Below are 17,341 nucleotides of genomic sequence, written 5' to 3' on the forward strand. Positions count from 1 at the left end.
TAGAAGGAACTTTGAGTAGCTAAATCTGAATCTATGAAAAAGTCAAAATCATTTTTTGCACTCATAGTCCTTTTGTTTCTGAACATATATACCAAAGCGCAGATTGATACAGCCTGGATCAGAACCTGGGACAGTCAGCAATGGGACCAGACAGAAGCAATTACTACTGATGAAGCGAATAATATTTATGTGGCCGGATGGTCGTATGAATGGAACACCAATGAAGATTTTATTTTCGCGAAATACGATCCGAACGGAAACCTGGTTTGGAGTCGGATCAGAAATTACACCAGTGGCGATCAGGCAACGAAAATTTTGTACGATCATCAGGGACATATTTATATCGCGGGTTTTGTCAATGGAAGTTACAGTACGACAGGTGGGGCATTATGTCTGATGAAATATTCAACAGATGGAGATTCGCTTTGGGAATTTGTGGATTTTAATACATCTGTCGCACAGGTAAGCGCGATGGAAATGGATCATGACGGGAATATTGTTCTGGCAGGATTCGATGGTGGAACGCTCGGTTCGGCGGTCTTTGTTACAATCAAGATCGATCCTCAGGGAAATGAATTGTGGTATCAAACTTTTAACAACAATGGGCCGAATGAATCCAATCGCATTTACGGAATGTGTATTGATGCTGCGAATAATATTTATGTAACAGGAGTATGTGATGAATGGACTAATTTCGCGACAGATATTTTCACCATCAAATATGCCCCGAATGGAGATACTGTTTGGGTTCGCCAGTTCAACAGTCCTGCCAATAATTATGATTCCGGTTGGAAAATTATCCTTGATCAGGATAACCATCTGATTGTTGGAGGTCAGGTCGCCACATCCGGGCCGGCACAAACAGATTATGTTCTTCTGAAATATGATACTTCCGGAACTTTGCTTTATTCAAAATATTTCAATTATCCGGGTCCTCAATCCTTTGATAATTTCAAAGATCTTATGATTGATGACTCAGGGAATATTTACCTGCTTGGCAACAGTTCCACCAACAACGCTCAAAACACCGTTCGCATGGAATTGATCAAGTTCAATGCCGATGGAGATACTCTGTGGACAGCCCGTTGGGGAAACGCTTCCAGTTATGAGCCCAGACAAATGGTGAAGGATGCACAAAACAATATCTACATCACCGGATTTTATTATGATTCAAATACAAATACAGGTTACAATGGATTTACCATCAGCTACGATGTGAATGGTCATGAACGTTGGGAACATATCTACACAGACACAAGTAATAGCGAACAAGAATTGTATGCACTTGCATTGGATGCAAATAATGATCTTGTTGTTACTGGTCGGACACATTCGTCAAGCTTCTTTGATTTTCTCACTATCAAATACACGAATTCAACCAGCGGAATTCCTGTTTTACCGGAGATTCAAGCCGACTTAAGCCTGCGTTGCGATCCGAATCCTGTATCTTCAATTTCTGTGATACATTTTTCGTTGAATAATGATGCTGAGACATTTTTCCGTGTACTTGATTTGAATGGAAGAGAAATCCGCAGGATGCTGACAGGAATTCATCGGGCTGGAACCTATTCTTTTCCCTTTAATTCAAACGGATTATCACAAGGTGTTTATTTCATTCAAATGATCTCCGGAAATCAAACAATTCAAAAAAAGATTATCGTAGAATGATTGTTTGATTTGAGGGCAATGCAACAATTTAAACCTTGAACATCGAACATCAAACACCTCTACCTTCCGAAAAAATCACCTCCAGCAATGTTTGTCCCACGGCTTTCAGAGTGTTGCGATCAATGATATCCATATTATCACGATGCGTATGCCAGTGCGAACCGAAACCACTGCGTGTTGAAGGATTGGAATGAATGATGTCGATGGAAGGAATGTTGATTCGGTTTACGTAAACGTGATCATCGGTTACATAACCGGATTCCTGGTACAGGAAATAATCGCTGTAACCGAGTCGGGAAGCTGTCTTCCACACTTTATCAATTACAAATTGCGCATGTTGTTTTGAAAATCCTTCCATGCGGAATTGCGCGCCTTTGGCACCAACCATGTCGAGGAGGATTCCATAATCGGCCATGTAACCAGGAATGTGCGGAGAGTTAGCCCAGAATTGTGTACCCAAAGCATAGGAATCTTCGCTCTCTTCTCCTCCGTCTTTTTTACCCCAGTCTTCCGCGTCAAAACAAATGAGATCAATTCCAATTGCAGGCGCTTGCGTTGAAAGCTGTCGTGCTATTTCCAACAAGACTCCTACTCCACTGCCTCCATCGTCTGCGCCAATGATGGGTTCGTTGGTTCGCGCAGTATCCTGATCAGCCCATGGACGCGTGTCCCAATGGGCAAAAATTAATACACGTGATTTGCTCTGTGGATTAAAAGAGGCGATGATGTTTTTGATATTCAGTTTTACTCCATCGAATGTGGTGACGACTCCGGTTTGAACGGTGACACTTGAAGTATAGGTTTTAAATTTTTTCTCAAGAAATTCAGCACAGGCCGCATGAGCTTTGGTGCCGGGAACACGCGGACCAAAATCGCATTGGGCTTTTACGAAAGCGTAAGCGGAGTCGGCATTAAAGGTTGGTGCGATGACAGATGGTTGAGTTACAGTTGTTGTAGTTGGCTGTGGTTTCTTTTGATCATTACAAGATAAAATAATCCCCAGCACTGAGATAAGGAAAATTATTTCGCGCAAAGGGCGCAAAGGTTTTCGCAAAGGACGCAAAGAGCGTTTGGTCATTTTCATGAATGCAGTGCTTTTAATCTTTGGTCCAGGAGGTGGTGCCGTCTTTTTCGTCTTTGATTTTGAAACCAAGCGTTGCGAGTTCGTCACGGATTTTATCGGAAGTTGCAAAATCCTTTTTAGTTTTTGCTTCCGCACGTACACGCAATACCATTTGCATGACACCGTCAAGATCTCCTTTGTCTTGTTGTTGCTCGGCTTTCAGTCCGAGAATTTTGAAGACAAAATCATCATAGGTTTGTTTCAGCAAATCAAGATCTTCCGCTGAAATAGTTTCCGTTCCTGCATTTACAGAATTGATGATGCGGACTGCTTCAAACAATTGAGCAATCGTGATCGCGGTATTGAAATCATCCAGCATCGCGTCGTAGCATGCCTGACGAAGAGCTTTGATATCACTTGTGGAAGATGGTCCCGATTTTATTTTATGAAGTACTTCGTGAGCGTTAAGCAAACGGATCAATCCTTTTTCCGCGCCTTTCAATCCTTCGTTTGAAAAATCCAATGTACTGCGGTAATGCGCCTGAAGGACGAAGAAACGAATTGTCATCGCGGAATACGACTGCTCAAGCAGTTTGTGAGACCCGTTGAAAAACTCTTCGAGATTGATAAAGTTCCCCAGCGATTTTCCCATCTTCTGTCCGTTGATGGTAATCATGTTGTTGTGCATCCAATAACGGACAGGTGCTTTCCCGCAAGCACCTTTACTCTGAGCAATTTCACTTTCGTGGTGAGGGAACAGGAGATCCATTCCTCCTCCGTGAATATCAAATGTTTCACCAAGATATTTTGTACTCATCGCGGAACATTCAATATGCCAGCCCGGAAAACCATCGCTCCAGGGTGAAGGCCAGCGCATGATGTGTTCAGGCGAAGCTTTTTTCCACAATGCAAAATCAGCCGGATTGCGTTTTTCTTCCTGTCCTTCGAGTTCGCGACGTTCGTTGCCGGCGCCCGCGATCAGGTCTTCGATAATTCTTCCGCTCAGCTTTCCGTAATCGTGGGTCTTGCTGTATTTCAATACATCAAAATAGACAGAGCCATTGGATTCATAAGCCCAGCCATTTTTGATGATCTCTTCGATCATTGTAATTTGCTCGATGATATGTCCGGATGCACGCGGTTCGATACTGACATTTCTATTGTTCAGCGCGCGCATCGCTTCGTGGAATTTTTCTGTATAGAGCTCCACGATTTCCATCGGCTCCAGTTTTTCTATTCTTGCTTTCTTCGCGATTTTATCTTCTCCTTCATCAGCATCGTTCTCGAGGTGACCGACATCAGTGATGTTGCGCACATAACGAACTTTATAACCGAGGTGTTCGAAAAAACGATTCACAACATCAAAGGTGATGTAGGGACGAGCGTGTCCTAAATGAGGTTGTCCGTATACTGTTGGTCCGCAAACATACATTCCCACAAAGCCCGGAACCATTGGGGCGAATTCTTCTTTTTTTCGAGAAAGGGAGTTGTAGATGTATAACTGAGCGGAGTTCATAGGCAAATTGATTCGGTGGAACTTTGAATTATGAATTATGAATTTGTGTCTAAGAGTGAAAGGGGAAGTCTTTAATAATATTTCAAAGGGAGCTGAAATCGTGATCGAATATACAGCTCAAAATATTCTTGACAGTACGCTCATTCACAATTCTAAATTCTTAATTCTTAATTGAAATGTAGCTGCTCAATTAGCACTTACAATACGCTCATTCATAATTCTCAATTCTCAATGAAAGTTCAGTGAACCAACATATGCTGAATGTGCTCGAGCATATCCTTCGTCATTTTGGCGAGATCGTATTCATGCTGCCAACCCCAGTCGGCACGTGCGACTGAATCGTCGATGCTTTGTGGCCAGGAGTCGGCGTACTGTTGACGAACATCCGGCTTATAAGTGATTTTAAATTCAGGAATGTGTTTACAAATTTCATCCGCGAGCTGTTTCGGTGTAAAGCTCATGGAAGCGATATTGTAGCTGCTCCGTACTTTCACGCGTGATGCATCGGCATCCATGAGTCCTATCGTCGCGTTCAAGGCATCGTGCATGTACATCATCGGCAATGCCGTATTCTCGGAAAGAAAACTTTCGTAGGTTTTGGTTTTGAGTGCTTCGTGGAAAATATGAACAGCATAGTCAGTGGTTCCACCACCCGGCTCCGTTTTGTATCCGATCAAACCCGGATATCGAATGCTGCGTACATCCACTCCGAATTTCTGGAAATAATATTCGCACCAACGTTCGCCAGCAAGTTTGCTGATTCCATACACTGTACTCGGTTCCGTGATTGTGAATTGTGGTGTATTCACTTTTGGTGTGGAAGGACCGAAAACCGCGATAGAGCTGGGCCAAAAGAGTTTGAACTTTTCTTCACGGGCCATTTCGAGAGTGCCCAGCAATCCTTCCATGTTCAGTTTCCAGGCCGACTTAATCTTTTGTTCAGCTGTTGCTGACAAGAGCGCGGCAAGAAGATATACTTGTTTGACATTATTCTTTCTCACCACTTCCTGTACTTTTGGAAAATCGAGTACATCAAGTTGTACAAAAGGTCCGCCATCACGTAATTCCGGGCTTGGTTCCTTGATATCCGTCGCGATCACCTGCGAGGAGCCGTTGATTCTTCGCAATTCTTCAACTAATTCCGAACCTATCTGGCCCTTGGCGCCGATGACGAGAATGCTTTCTTTCATGGGAAATGTGAGTGAATAGAACAAAAGTAAGGAATTCTTGTCAATTTGAGTTCCGGGTTCTGAGTTCCGGGTTCCGAGTTTTGATGGTTGCTGGAAAGAATGAGCTAATCAATAATACTTCTATAGCATCCTTATACCTTATACCTAATACCTGATACCAAAATGGGTGTGAGTGCGGGTGTGAGTGTGCCATTGAAAAAAATTCAGGAAACGAAATTCTTGTGTATCAAACGACTGTGTCCTATCCTTGTGCTGGAAAACGGGAAGACAGAGAATATACTTGTATGCGCAAATTTGTACCATTATTACTCTTAATTCCATTGTTGTTGATCAATGTTCCCAATGCGCATGATTGGGGTGATGATTTTGCTCAATACCTGATTCAGGCTCGCAATATGTTGGAAGCTAAGGCCCAGACCGACAATGGCCTTGTTTTCGACACCTCCTCGGGACAATTTGCTGTTCAAGCATATCCCGTTGGTTTTCCGTTAGTTCTGGCTCCGGTCTTCGCTTTTGCCGGTTATGAAATACGTCCTTTTTTGATCCTGGAATCGCTGTTTTTGATCGGACTCGGATTGTTACTCGTGCGTTATTACAAACGGTTCTTTTCTGAATTCGCATCCATTCTTCTGGTTTTGATTTTAGTTTACAACCCTTTTTTGTTAGAACAAAAAGGACAAATCCTTTCTGAATTTCCTTTTACATTTTGGCTTGTACTGCTAATACTACTACTTGACCAAAACAAAACATCTATCAAACATTTTTTGATCCTTGGTCTTGTTGTTTGTCTGATGATTTCCACACGGATCATTGGTGTTGTGGCCTTGCCTGCACTCTTGCTCCATTATTTTTTTCTGAAGAAAAATGACGTGGATTCAAAATTGAAATTCCGGTTGAAATCATCACTGATCGTAATTGGCTTTTCAATTTTATTCTTCTTATTTCTGAACAGTCTTTTATTTCCGGTTCCGCTGGGAAATTTCTTTGGCTTCTACAAAGGAGCGGGAGAATCACATCCGTTTATGATTCAGGAGGCTTTTCTTTTGTATCTGAAACAATTGAATTTGCTTTTCATGTTTCCTGAGTCAAGAGCGATGTTACTGAACGATCTCCTCGGAATATTCATACTCATTGGCTGGTTCAGAGCACTCATAAAACAAAAAAACTTTTCCGAATGGTTTTTTCTCTTTTACATCGTTGTGCTGTTATTGTATCCTTATCTCAATGGAGGATACAGAATGCTCATTCCGGTTGTTCCCCTTATGGCCCGGTATATTTTTGAAACATTACAAGCTTTGCTTTCACTTACAAAAATCAAACAATACAGAATTGCATTAATACTTTTCCTGGGCATGTTTTTATACCAGCCATTCACCATGCTTTACGCTACAGTAAAAACAGGAACAATTATTCCGGAAGGTCCGCAGACTCCTGAAGCAAAGGAAATGATCCAATTTGTTCGTGAAAAGACTCCTGAGAATGCGGTGATAGTGTTTCTGAAAGCACGTGCCATGTCATTTTACACGCAACGCCATACTACTTACCGCCTTGAATTACTTAGTGAACAAGCCAATGATTCGATGTTTCAACGGATCCACGTAACACATCTTGTGAAGTGTATTGATCCAAATAATTCCGAACTGAATAACTCATCTTTTGAATCCTATTACATGGCAAATGCTGATCGTTACACTGAAATCTGGCGAAACAGGGTTTTTGCCGTTTATGAACGCAAACATTAATGCACGGATATCCACAGCGGATGTATGAAAACCGACGGAAAGGATACCCTGACACGTACTGGAATTTCCTATTTTTATCCGCTTAAGTAAACGTTCCTCTCCGGACAATTCCCATGAATCTGAAAAAGACAATTAAATCTTTGTTTGACGATAGCAGCAGGCTCCATGAGATTGTCTTTCTGCCATTATTTTTCGCTTTGGGAATTACGTATATACTTTTTCACAAAAGCACATTCTGGCTGGAACAATTTCAGGGACGGCCTATTTCATTGGCGACATCCGAAAGTCTGGATATTGTAAAGCGTGTCTCCACATATTATCGTGGAATCACAACCTTTTTTTTATTGAGCATCGGACTTATAATTAGCACGGTTGGTCAGATAAAAAAAATCAGTCGGAGTGACCTTCGAATTCTGAATCTGTGTGGTGTTGCCGGCTTTTCGTTAATGTTCTTTCTCCTATTAGGCGGCCAGGTGCAATCTTCCATGCATTTGATACTCGCTATATTGTTCGCAGCATTCGCCGGTATTCTTGGCAAAAATATAATGAGTTGGGAAGAAAAGGAAGATGGTGAATACATGCTGTTGTTTGGATGGACAACGATGATTTCCACAATCTTGTTTTTTCTTCAATGGCATATACTGAATTTGTTTTCCAAATTCGCTTTTCATTCCATCCCTGATTTTATCGGAATTACGACGGCAGTTTTACTCTTTGTCTATTTCTTTTTAAGTAAAAAATTCAATTTTACATTTCAATCCATAAGCAAGGGAATTCGGGTAACCACACCGCTTGTGCTGATCCCTGCCCTTTCATTACTCTCATTTGAAGGCAGCATGATTCTGGGCCAACGAGGAATGCTCCTTGGCCCTACTCCACTTTATGTCTCCGGATTGCTCATCCTTCTTTTCGCAGTTTTTCGTCGTTACAAAAAATCTCAGCCTTTATTTACGGATGCAAAACACAAATTAAATACGGTGTGGGTTCCATTCTTACTCGTTGGCATCATTGGTTTGGTGATGTACAAACCGGTTGTGAGTCCTGATATTGACTGGTTTGAAGATGGCAACAGGATCTTGCCCTTGCAACAATGGTTTGATTTCGGAAAAATTCCGTTTCTCGATACGTTCAGTTCGCATGCAATGTCAGACTGGGTCTGGGGAGCTCTGTATTCCTTATTCAACGGACCTGATCCGATGGGTGTATTTGTCTATGGATTTTTACTGGGAGTCGTTGTGACACTTCTGATTTATGCATTGGTATTACGTCTGAGTGACAATGCGTTTCTTTCCGTTTTTGTTGCGCTCTTTTATCCATACACCGACTTACTTCTCCCAACCTATTATCACATCGTACCGCTAACGGTATTACTACTGCTGAACATTCTGCAAAAACAATCGGTAAAAAATTATTTTCTATTCTTTTTTCTCATGTTGTTTACGATGGTCTGGAGAATCGATCTTGGAATTTCAAATTTCATGGCAGGCATTGGCGGATTGGCTTTGTTATGGTTTGTTCATCCTGATTTCAATCCTGACCGTAAATCCGCTTTACGTGGTTTTGGAATTTTCGCAGTAACTTCTTTGTTTTTGTTTCTGATTGCTATTCTTATCCAGGGTCCGGCTTTGCTGTTCGACCGATTGGGTGAGATGGCAGGTTATTTGTCATCGCTGCAGGCCTACGGATTAATCAATCTCTCGGGAGCGACTGACATGAAATACTATTCCCTCTATTTCATCATGCCGGTGGCTGTTGCTTTGGTAGCCGGTTTTGCATTTGTAAAATTGATTCGTAACAATGAAGCAGCTTCAAGAGCATCAATCGTCTCGGTCGTCATTATTTTTCTAAGTATCTTTTATTTCAGCAATCTGCAACGTGGTTTGGTACGACATACACTTGCCGAGCAATGGGATACAGCCTTCACTTCCTATGGATTCTTTATTCTGGTTTGTCCTGTTTTTTATTCACGTAAAAAAAGCATTACTCCGGCAATTCAATTTTTCAGCTTCTTTATTCTTGCAACGGTAATTACTGTCAATTATAAATTAAACACTCCTGAACTTGATCGTAGCAATGTTTACAATGAGGTCATGAAATTTGTGCAGGGAGAATTGCCGGTGAAAACCGCAATGAAGACCGATCGTACTCCCGAACGAACGGAGTATCGCAGTGATTTTTATGGCGACCTTGATTTTTGGATGAAAAAAAATATCAGCGACTCTTCTTCATTTCTTGATTTCAGTAATTCGCCAATGTTGTATTACTATCTTGGAAGAAAGACACCAAATTACCTTTGCCAGATTCCGCATACGGCACACAACGATGAGATGCAGGATCGTTTATTGAACGGGTTGAAAAATTACGATCTCCCGGTTGCTTTATTTTCTAATTATCCTGTCAGCTATTGGGATCAGCTCGACGGGATTCCAAATTGCATGCGTCATTACAAGATCAGTGAATATATTTATAAGAATTATTCTCCTTACGCCCTGATTAATCACCACACCGTTTGGGCAAAAAAGAACTTCACTGTTCCCCCGCTGAATGTAAAAACACTGGTTCATTATGCTGATCTGAAAAACATTGCTGTAAGCGGTGCTGTGCTGACCGACAGCATTTCTCTTCGCCCTGCAGGTTCACCGCAATTTGATAATATGCTGCACTCTCCAATTGCATTGGAGGCCGGTAAAAAATACTATGTATTGTTAAGCGCCTGGTTTGAAGGTCAGGGTACTATTACATTCGTTCCGAATTTTAATAATAAAGGTTACGATGATAATCGTCGTCGGGATGCCCGTGTTTACAGCGGGCCATCGAAGGCGTTTTTTCTGATTGAACCACAAGCGGGAGAGAATGAATTGAGCGGAATAAAAATTCTGCTGTCAAAGGATGGAGCAATGAGTTTGTCTTACCTTCAACTCAATTCCTGTGATGTCATTCCGGATTTGGTATCAGAATTACCGGTTGAATACGCTCTAAACGACATTCCTTACATCTGGGGTCGTTACGATGAAAGCTGGAAAGCAAGAAAAATTAATTCGCCTATTGCATTGATTAAAGAAACCAAGACATTGAATAATGGTCAGGGTGTTTCATTATCCATTCCTGAGCATTCCGATGATTCAGCATATATCTACATCCGGCTTTCTGCAAGAGCGAAGACGGACCAGACTGTTGACATGATTCTTCGTTTTGGAAAAGATCATGAAACACGAGGAAGCTATATTTTCCGCATTCATCCTTCACCAATGATGGAAGATTATGTCATTCGCATGAGTTCGCTTTATCTCTGGCATAAAAAAGATAAAAACTGGGTTACGCTTTATGCAATGCATGGAGATGCAGAAATAGAGAGTGTAGAAATGAGGAGAGAAGAACCATGAGTATGCAAACCCGGACAAAAGTAATTCTTGATGCATGGATCGGGCGCACGGCTGTTTTTGGCCTCAATCTCGCGGCACGTGTATTGGGTAAATTCATGGGTATTGATCATTCTCTCGATAAAATTCCGGGAAAGATTGTCGTCTGCAAATTTCTTGGAATGGGGAGTATCATCCAGGCCACGCCTTTGTTGCAGACACTTCGCAAAAGTTTTCCGAATTCGAAAATTTATTTTGTCACAGCAAAAGCAAATGCAACCTTATTGACATCCATTGACGCTGTTGATGAAACATGGACGGTCGATGACCATGGATTAGTATCTCTTTTCAAAAGCAGCTGGAGTTTATTACGAAAGTTGTGGAACGCAAAACCTGATCTGTACATCGACCTGGAAACGTATTCCTATTATAGTACCGCGATAGCAACGATGAGTTGCGCGCGAAACCGTTTTGGATTTTATCGTGCGGAAAGAAACATACGCATGGGTGTGTATACACACATGATGTTTTTTAATGCCCGTGCTCCGATAGCTCAATCCTATTTGCAAATGGCGAGATTGATCGGGTGCAGGGAAATTGTGAATGACTTATTCCCCTTTTCAGTCAAAGATTCAGAAAAAACAAGCTTCCGGAAAAAACTGGAAACTCAAACCGGAAAGTCGCTTTCAACTTATATCGTGATCAACCCGAATGCCTCTGACTTGAGAATTGAACGTCGTTGGCCCGGAGAAAATGTGATTTCCCTCATCTCAGGTATCCGAAAACGTTTTCCGGAATTTTCAATCATCCTTATTGGTGCCAAAAATGAAAAACCATGGGTCGATTCGATTTATACTTCTTTGTCACCGGATGTAAAAGAAAATGTATACAACACAGCCGGAGAATTTACACTTCCTGAATTGTTTGCGTTATTGAATGAAGCCCGGCTGATCATCACCAACGATACCGGCCCGATGCATATTTCTTTTTCTCTTCGCAAGCCAACAATTTGTCTTTTTGGTCCGGCATCGCCTACACAATATGGACAAAATCCAAATGCCTATGGCATCTACAAAAACCTTTATTGCAGTCCCTGCGTGCATGATTTTTTGACACCGCCCTGTAAAGGTGATAATCAGTGCATGAAGCTAATTACAGTGAAAGAGGTTGCAGAGTTGTGCGAAAAAGTCTTGGGCAATGAATCCATTGTTCCGGATTCGCTTGAAAATTCCGGGATGCATTTCACCAAAGGAAATGAATACACTTCCCTCGGGATTGTTCAACGGGTCTGATCCGGAAAATTCTTCAGATTCTTTATCAAAAACAGCCTCTTTTTCAAGAGCCGAATAATTCGTAATTTTGGGCTAAAGCTGTTTTTTGGGACAATAAACTGCAGCCAGAGACGTTACCTATTTTCCTCCCGAACATCTATGAAAAGACCATACGCTTCCGTTTTCTCCTGCCTTTTTCTCCTTTTATCAGGAATTCCGTTTTTCCTGTCGGCACAAAGCAACCCGCCTGTTGCAATTGGTGAATGGCGAGAACACATTCCCTACAACCGTGCGATCGGGCTGGCGGATAGTCCGGATAAAATTTATTGTGCCAGCGGTTTTGGATTGTACAGCTATTCAAAATCTACAGGAGAACTTAATTTGTATTCAAGATTGAATGGATTGTCCGATTTTGAAATTGCCAGAATACGCTATAACTCGGAAAAAAATATTCTCTTCATTGGCTATCAGTCATCGAACATAGATCTGCTGATGCCAGATAATACTATTGTGAACCTGAATGACATTAAGCGAAAAAATATTATTGGAGGAAAAAAAATAAACGACATCCTTTTTCTTGGAAACAAAGCGATGGTTTGTTGTGAATTCGGAATTGTAGTTGTGGACCTGGACAGACTGGAAGTGCAAGACACTTATTACATCGGCTTTAACAGCAAAGCGGTAAATGTGCAGGGCTTGTCGACAGACGGGACTTATTTCATGGCCGTCTGCGACAGTGGAATTTACAAAGCCCGCATTTCTGATCCGAACATTTTCAATTTTACCTCCTGGATTAAAGATAGTGTGATTAATGAACCGAATGGAAATTACACGTCTACAACATCACTTCAGGGAAAGTTTTATGTGGTGAGAACTAACGATGCCTGGGACAAAGACTCCTTATTCGTTTATGACAACAATTCCTGGCAACCATTTCACGCGGATGGTTTTGAAGGAGCAAAAATTGATTCGTATCACGATCTCTTGTTGTATCGCACCAATTCGAAAGTCACTGCTTATGATGCTTCCGGAAACGTTGTGAAAAATGTGACAAATTATTTTTACAACAATGCACAGATCATGAGTGGGTTTTATGATCCCGACAAAACGGAATTCTGGATTGCGGATTATAACAATGGAATGGTGAGGGTTACATTTTCTCCCAACAATGGTGAATTCATTGTTCCTAATGGCCCTTTATCAGAAGCTAACTGGGCTATGGATAGTAAAAATGGAGATCTGTGGGTTGCATCCGGCTCTTTGAACGGAGATGCTCCGAGTTACAATCAAAAAAATGGAACCTATTTATTCTCCGATAATCGTTGGAAGACGTTTAACAAAATGACGGATTCGTTGTACGATGCTTATCTGGCCTGCGGTTCTCCCTCTCTGGTTACCGTCGCTGTGGATCCTTCGGACTCAAAACATGCTTTCATTGGCGGATGGGGTGGCGGGGTGATGGAATACCGCAGTGATGGAGGAGTACAGATTTACAATCAAACCAACAGTGAAATTCATGAATATACCGGGAGACCCGGATATATCATTACAGGCGGACTCGCATTCGACAAAGACAATAATTTGTGGGTCGCTTCCGGAGGAAGTCCAAGGCCACTTGCCGTGAGAAGATCTGATGGCAGCTGGGAATCATTTTTAATTCCATCGGCAGAGTTTACTTCCTTTGGTTTGTACCAGGTAATTGTGGATGACTACAATCAGAAATGGATCATTGCTCGTGAGGGAGCAAGTACAGGTCAGGGAATCGGTGTTTTTAATGAGAATGATGCATCCAATCCTAACGACAACAGTTTCAAAAGAATTTATTCCGATGTTGGAAAAGGTGGTTTGCCTGATATGTTGGTTCGGGCAATGGCAAAAGATAAAGATGGTGCGATCTGGGTGGGTACGAATAAAGGTGTTGCAGTTTTTTACAATCCCGGAAATGTATTTTCAGGAAGTAATTTCGATGCGCAAAAAATAATAATACAACAGGACGGTTACAATCAGTATCTTTTAGAAACCGAAATCGTCACAGCAGTAGTTGTAGATGGAGCAAACCGGAAATGGTTTGGCACTTACAACGGCGGGGCGTTTCTGATGTCCGCTGACGGCACAAAACAACTTTTGCATTTTACAAGTGAAAATTCTCCGTTACCATCCAATATAATTAATGCGATCGCTGTCGATGACAGAACCGGCGAAGTATTCTTTGGTACTGACAAAGGCATCATTTCTTATCGTGGTGATGCCACTGTGGGTAAAGATTATTGTTCGGATTATTATGCTTACCCGAATCCCGTGAAGCACGAATATCATGGTCCTATCGCCATCCGCGGACTGATCGACAATTCGGATGTTAAAATCGCGGATGTAAGCGGTAATGTCGTTTACCATACCAAATCCAATGGCGGGCAAGCGATCTGGTACGGTACCAATTTCAGCGGGGAGCGTGTTCACACAGGTGTATATACTGTATTCATCACAAATGATGACGGTACTGAAACCTGTACTACCAAAGTTTTGATCGCGAATTAAGTTCACATTTTTTCATGGCAGATTTTTTTGCCGGAATTATTTTTCTGAGGAATGCTTCACAAGACCAGAGGTATTGTCATTCACACCACCGATTACTCCGAAACGAGTATTGTGGCCAAGATCTATACCGAACTTTTCGGCCTTCAGTCGTATATCGTGAACAGTGTTCGGAAGAAAAACGCGAAAATAAAATCCAATGTATTCCAGCCGCTCACTCTGGTTGATTTAGTGGTTTATCATAAAGAGCGCGGTGGCTTACAAAGAGTCGCGGAAGTAAAACCGATGCCCGCCTTACGGAACATCCCTTTCGATATCCGAAAGAGTTCAATGGCATTGTTTCTTGACGAAGTATTGTACAAATCTGTTCGGGAAGAAGAATGCAATCCGTCTTTGTTTGAATTCATCTTCAATGCAGTACAGATGCTGGATCTTCAGCATCCTATCAATCCGGATTTTCACTTGTTATTTTTATTACAGTACTCCAAATACCTGGGTTTCTTTCCTTCGAATGATTACGATGAAACACATTGTGTTTTCAATTTACAAGAAGGACATTTTCAAGCGGATGTACCCTCACATCCTTTTTATATTCCGGCAGATGTAAGTGCGTATTTCCATCAGTTGCTCGAAGTATTACCGGACTTTAACTCCAGGCTGTCGATTCCGGTGGATATCAAAAGACAATTGATTGAACACATCCTGGAATATTTTGAATTGCATCTGACAGGATTTTCAGGCATCAAATCACACAGAGTGCTGGAACAGATTTTTGGGGCCGGGGGGGAAAAAGGGGGGGGTGTTCCCCCCGGTCCCGGCGCGGGGGGCCGGGCCCGGGGGGGGGGGGGGGGGGGGGGGGGGGGGGGGCCGGCCGGGGGGGGGGGGGGGGGGGGCCCCGGGGGGGGGGGGGCGCGTTTGGCGGCCCCTTCTTTTGGCCCCCCCCGCCCCCACTCCTCGGAGGGGGGGGGCGACGCCAAACCCCCCCCGGCGGGGGGGGGGCGGCCCCCCGGGGGGGGTCGGCCCGCCGTCCCCGCCGCCCAAGCCCCCCCACGCCTTGTTGGGGGGGGGCCCCGCCGGTGGCCGCGGGGGGGGGGCGGGGCCGGGGGGCCCGGGGGGGCGGGGGCGCGCGCCCCGGGCCGTCCGGGCCGGGCCCCGGGGCCCGGGGGGGGGGGGGGGGCTCTCCCCCCCCCGCCCCCCCCCCCCCCCCCCCCCCCCCCCCGGCCCCCTGCCGGGGGGGGGGTCCCCCCCCCCGCCGCGGCCCCCGCGGGGGGCGCGCCGCCGCCCCCCCGCCGCGGCCCCGGGGGGGGCCCCGCGCGGGGCGGGCCGGGGGCGGGGCCCCCGCGGGCCCGGGGCCGGGGGCGTTCGGCGCGGGGCGCGGCCCGCGGCGGGGCCCCCCCGCGGGCCCCCCCCCCCCCCCCCCCCCCCCCCCCCCCCCCCCCCCCCCCCCCCCCCCCCCCCCGGCGCCCCCCCCCCGGGGGGGGGGGCGGGGGGGGGGGGCCCGGGGCCCGCCCGCGGGGGGGGGGGCCGCCCGCCCTTGAAGGGGGCCCCCCCCCCCGGGGGGCCGGCCCCCCCCCCCCCCGGGGGGGGGGGGCGGGGGGCGCCGGGGGGGGCCCCCGCCGGGCCCCGCCCCCCCCCCCGCCGCCCGCCCGGGCCGGGGGGGCCCGGCGGCCCCCCCCCCCCCCCCCCCCCCCCCCGCCCCCCCCCGGGCCCCCCCCCCCCCCCCCCCCCCCCCCTGGGGCGGGCCCGGGGGGGGGGGGGGCCCCCCGGGGGGGGGGGGGGCCCCCCCGGGGGGGCCCCCCCCCCGCCCCGCCCGGGCCCCCCCCGGCCCCCGGGGGTTTTATTGGCCAGGGGGCCAAAAAGGGGGGGGTTTTTCCCCCCCCGCCCCCCCCCAGAGGGGCCCCCCCCCCGGGGGGGGGGGGGCGCGGCGGGGCGGCCCCCCCCCCCCAAGGAGGGGGGGGCCCCCCCCCCCCACCAGGGAGGGCCCCCCCCTGTGGCGCGCCCCCCCCCCCCCCGCCCCCCCCCCCCCCCCCAAACCCCCCCCCCCCCCCCGCGGAGGGGGCGCCCCCCCCCCCCCCCCCCCCCCCCCGGGGGGGGGCCCCCCCCCCGGCCCCCCCGCCGGGGCCCCCGCCCCCCCCCCCCCCCCCCCCCCCCCCCTTGGGGGGGGGGGCCCCCCCCGGCCCCCCCCCGGGCGCGCCCCCCCCCCCCCCCCCCCCCCCCGGGCCCCCCCCCCCCCCCCCCCCCCCCCCCCCCCCCGCCGGCCCGGGGGGGGGGAAAAACCCCCCCCCCCCCCCCCCCCCCCCCCCCCCCCCCCCCCCCCCCCCCCCCCCCCCCCCCCCCCCCCCCCCCCCCCCCCCCGGGGGGCCCCCCCCCCCCCCCCCCCGCGCCGGCGCGCCCCCCCCCCCCCCCCCCCCCCCCCCGGGCCCCGCCCCGGCCGCCCCCCGCCCGCCCCCCCCCCGCCGCCCCCCCACCCCCCCCCCCCCCACCCCGCGGGAACCCCCCCCCCCCCCCCCCCCCCCCCCCCCCCCCCCCCCCCCCCCCCCCCCCCCCCCCCCCCCCCTTTCTTTCTCCCCCCCGCCCCCTTTCCCCGCGCCCCCCCCCCCCGCCCCCCCCCCCCCCCCCCCCCCCCCCCGGGGGGGGCGGGGGAGCCGCCCCCCCCCCCCCCCCCCCCCCCCCCCCCCCCCCCACCCCCCCCCCCCAAAAAACCCCCCCCCCCCCACCCCCCCCCCCCCCCCCCCCCCCCCCCCGAGCCCCCCCCCCGGCCCCCCCCCCCCCCCCCCCCCCCCCCCCCCCCCCCGCCCCCCCCCCCCCCCCCCCCCCCCCCCCCCCGGGGGCGGCCCCCCCCGCCCCCCCCCCCCCCCCCCCCCCCCCCCCCCCCCCCCCCCCACGGCCATCCCCCCCAACCCCGCCCCCCCCCCCCCCCCCCCCCCCCCCCCCCCCCCCCCCCCCCCCCCCCCGCTACCCGCCCGCCCCCCCCCCCCCCCCCCCCCCCCCCCCCCCCCC

Annotated in this window: 8 protein-coding genes and 1 pseudogene; 6 read left to right on the forward strand and 3 right to left on the reverse strand. The window is 48.5% G+C overall.

The annotated features are described in order from the left end of the window. Positions 1-33 precede the first annotated feature (33 nt). A complete protein-coding gene (locus IPP86_07510) occupies positions 34-1,668 on the forward strand; it encodes a T9SS type A sorting domain-containing protein (protein MBL0138361.1) in 1,635 nt (544 codons plus the stop codon). 49 nt (positions 1,669-1,717) lie between these two features. On the opposite strand, the gene IPP86_07515 is transcribed toward IPP86_07510, so the two are convergent. The 3 genes from IPP86_07515 to IPP86_07525 form a co-directional block, all read right to left on the reverse strand. Beyond that, on the reverse strand, positions 1,718-2,746 hold the full coding sequence (locus tag IPP86_07515; protein ID MBL0138362.1) for a M28 family peptidase: 1,029 nt from the start codon (positions 2,744-2,746) through the stop codon (positions 1,718-1,720). A gap of 19 nt (positions 2,747-2,765) precedes the next feature. Continuing rightward, a complete protein-coding gene (locus IPP86_07520; GenBank protein MBL0138363.1) occupies positions 2,766-4,247 on the reverse strand; it encodes a cysteine--tRNA ligase in 1,482 nt (493 codons plus the stop codon). A 239-nt stretch (positions 4,248-4,486) separates the two neighbouring features. After that, on the reverse strand, positions 4,487-5,437 hold the full coding sequence (locus IPP86_07525; GenBank protein ID MBL0138364.1) for an NAD-dependent epimerase/dehydratase family protein: 951 nt from the start codon (positions 5,435-5,437) through the stop codon (positions 4,487-4,489). Positions 5,438-5,721: 284 nt separating this feature from the next. Between IPP86_07525 and IPP86_07530 the strand changes: the two genes are divergently transcribed. The 5 genes and pseudogenes from IPP86_07530 (at position 5,722) to recO (ending at position 15,070) form a co-directional block, all read left to right on the forward strand. Then, positions 5,722-7,179 carry a hypothetical protein gene (locus tag IPP86_07530; GenBank protein ID MBL0138365.1) on the forward strand — a complete coding sequence of 486 codons (1,458 nt, stop codon included), beginning with the start codon at positions 5,722-5,724 and terminating at the stop codon, positions 7,177-7,179. Between the two features lie 113 nt (positions 7,180-7,292). Continuing rightward, positions 7,293-10,562 (forward strand): hypothetical protein, encoded by a 3,270-nt coding sequence (locus tag IPP86_07535; GenBank protein ID MBL0138366.1) that lies wholly within the window; start codon positions 7,293-7,295, stop codon positions 10,560-10,562. Between the two features lie 2 nt (positions 10,563-10,564). After that, the gene (locus IPP86_07540) at positions 10,565-11,830 is read left to right on the forward strand and encodes a glycosyltransferase family 9 protein (GenBank protein ID MBL0138367.1); all 1,266 of its coding nucleotides are present in this window, start codon (positions 10,565-10,567) and stop codon (positions 11,828-11,830) included. A gap of 138 nt (positions 11,831-11,968) precedes the next feature. Further along, entirely contained in the window at positions 11,969-14,344 is a 2,376-nt protein-coding gene (locus tag IPP86_07545; protein ID MBL0138368.1) for a hypothetical protein, read from the forward strand. A gap of 51 nt (positions 14,345-14,395) precedes the next feature. Next, positions 14,396-15,070: pseudogene (recO, locus tag IPP86_07550) on the forward strand (DNA repair protein RecO). The last annotated feature ends 2,271 nt before the right edge of the window (positions 15,071-17,341 follow it).

Source organism: Bacteroidota bacterium, assembly GCA_016720935.1.
Lineage (GTDB): Bacteria > Bacteroidota > Bacteroidia > AKYH767-A > 2013-40CM-41-45 > JADKJP01.

What these genes read in the sequence shown, in the direction of transcription:
- IPP86_07515 (MBL0138362.1), bottom strand. Translation starts at nt 2,746, where the DNA reads ATGACCAAACGCTCTTTGCGTCCTTTGCGAAAACCTTTGCGCCCTTTG.
- IPP86_07540 (MBL0138367.1), top strand. Translation starts at nt 10,565, where the DNA reads ATGCAAACCCGGACAAAAGTAATTCTTGATGCATGGATCGGGCGCACG.
- IPP86_07530 (MBL0138365.1), top strand. Translation starts at nt 5,722, where the DNA reads ATGCGCAAATTTGTACCATTATTACTCTTAATTCCATTGTTGTTGATC.
- IPP86_07545 (MBL0138368.1), top strand. Translation starts at nt 11,969, where the DNA reads ATGAAAAGACCATACGCTTCCGTTTTCTCCTGCCTTTTTCTCCTTTTA.
- IPP86_07535 (MBL0138366.1), top strand. Translation starts at nt 7,293, where the DNA reads ATGAATCTGAAAAAGACAATTAAATCTTTGTTTGACGATAGCAGCAGG.
- IPP86_07510 (MBL0138361.1), top strand. Translation starts at nt 34, where the DNA reads ATGAAAAAGTCAAAATCATTTTTTGCACTCATAGTCCTTTTGTTTCTG.
- IPP86_07525 (MBL0138364.1), bottom strand. Translation starts at nt 5,437, where the DNA reads ATGAAAGAAAGCATTCTCGTCATCGGCGCCAAGGGCCAGATAGGTTCG.
- IPP86_07520 (MBL0138363.1), bottom strand. Translation starts at nt 4,247, where the DNA reads ATGAACTCCGCTCAGTTATACATCTACAACTCCCTTTCTCGAAAAAAA.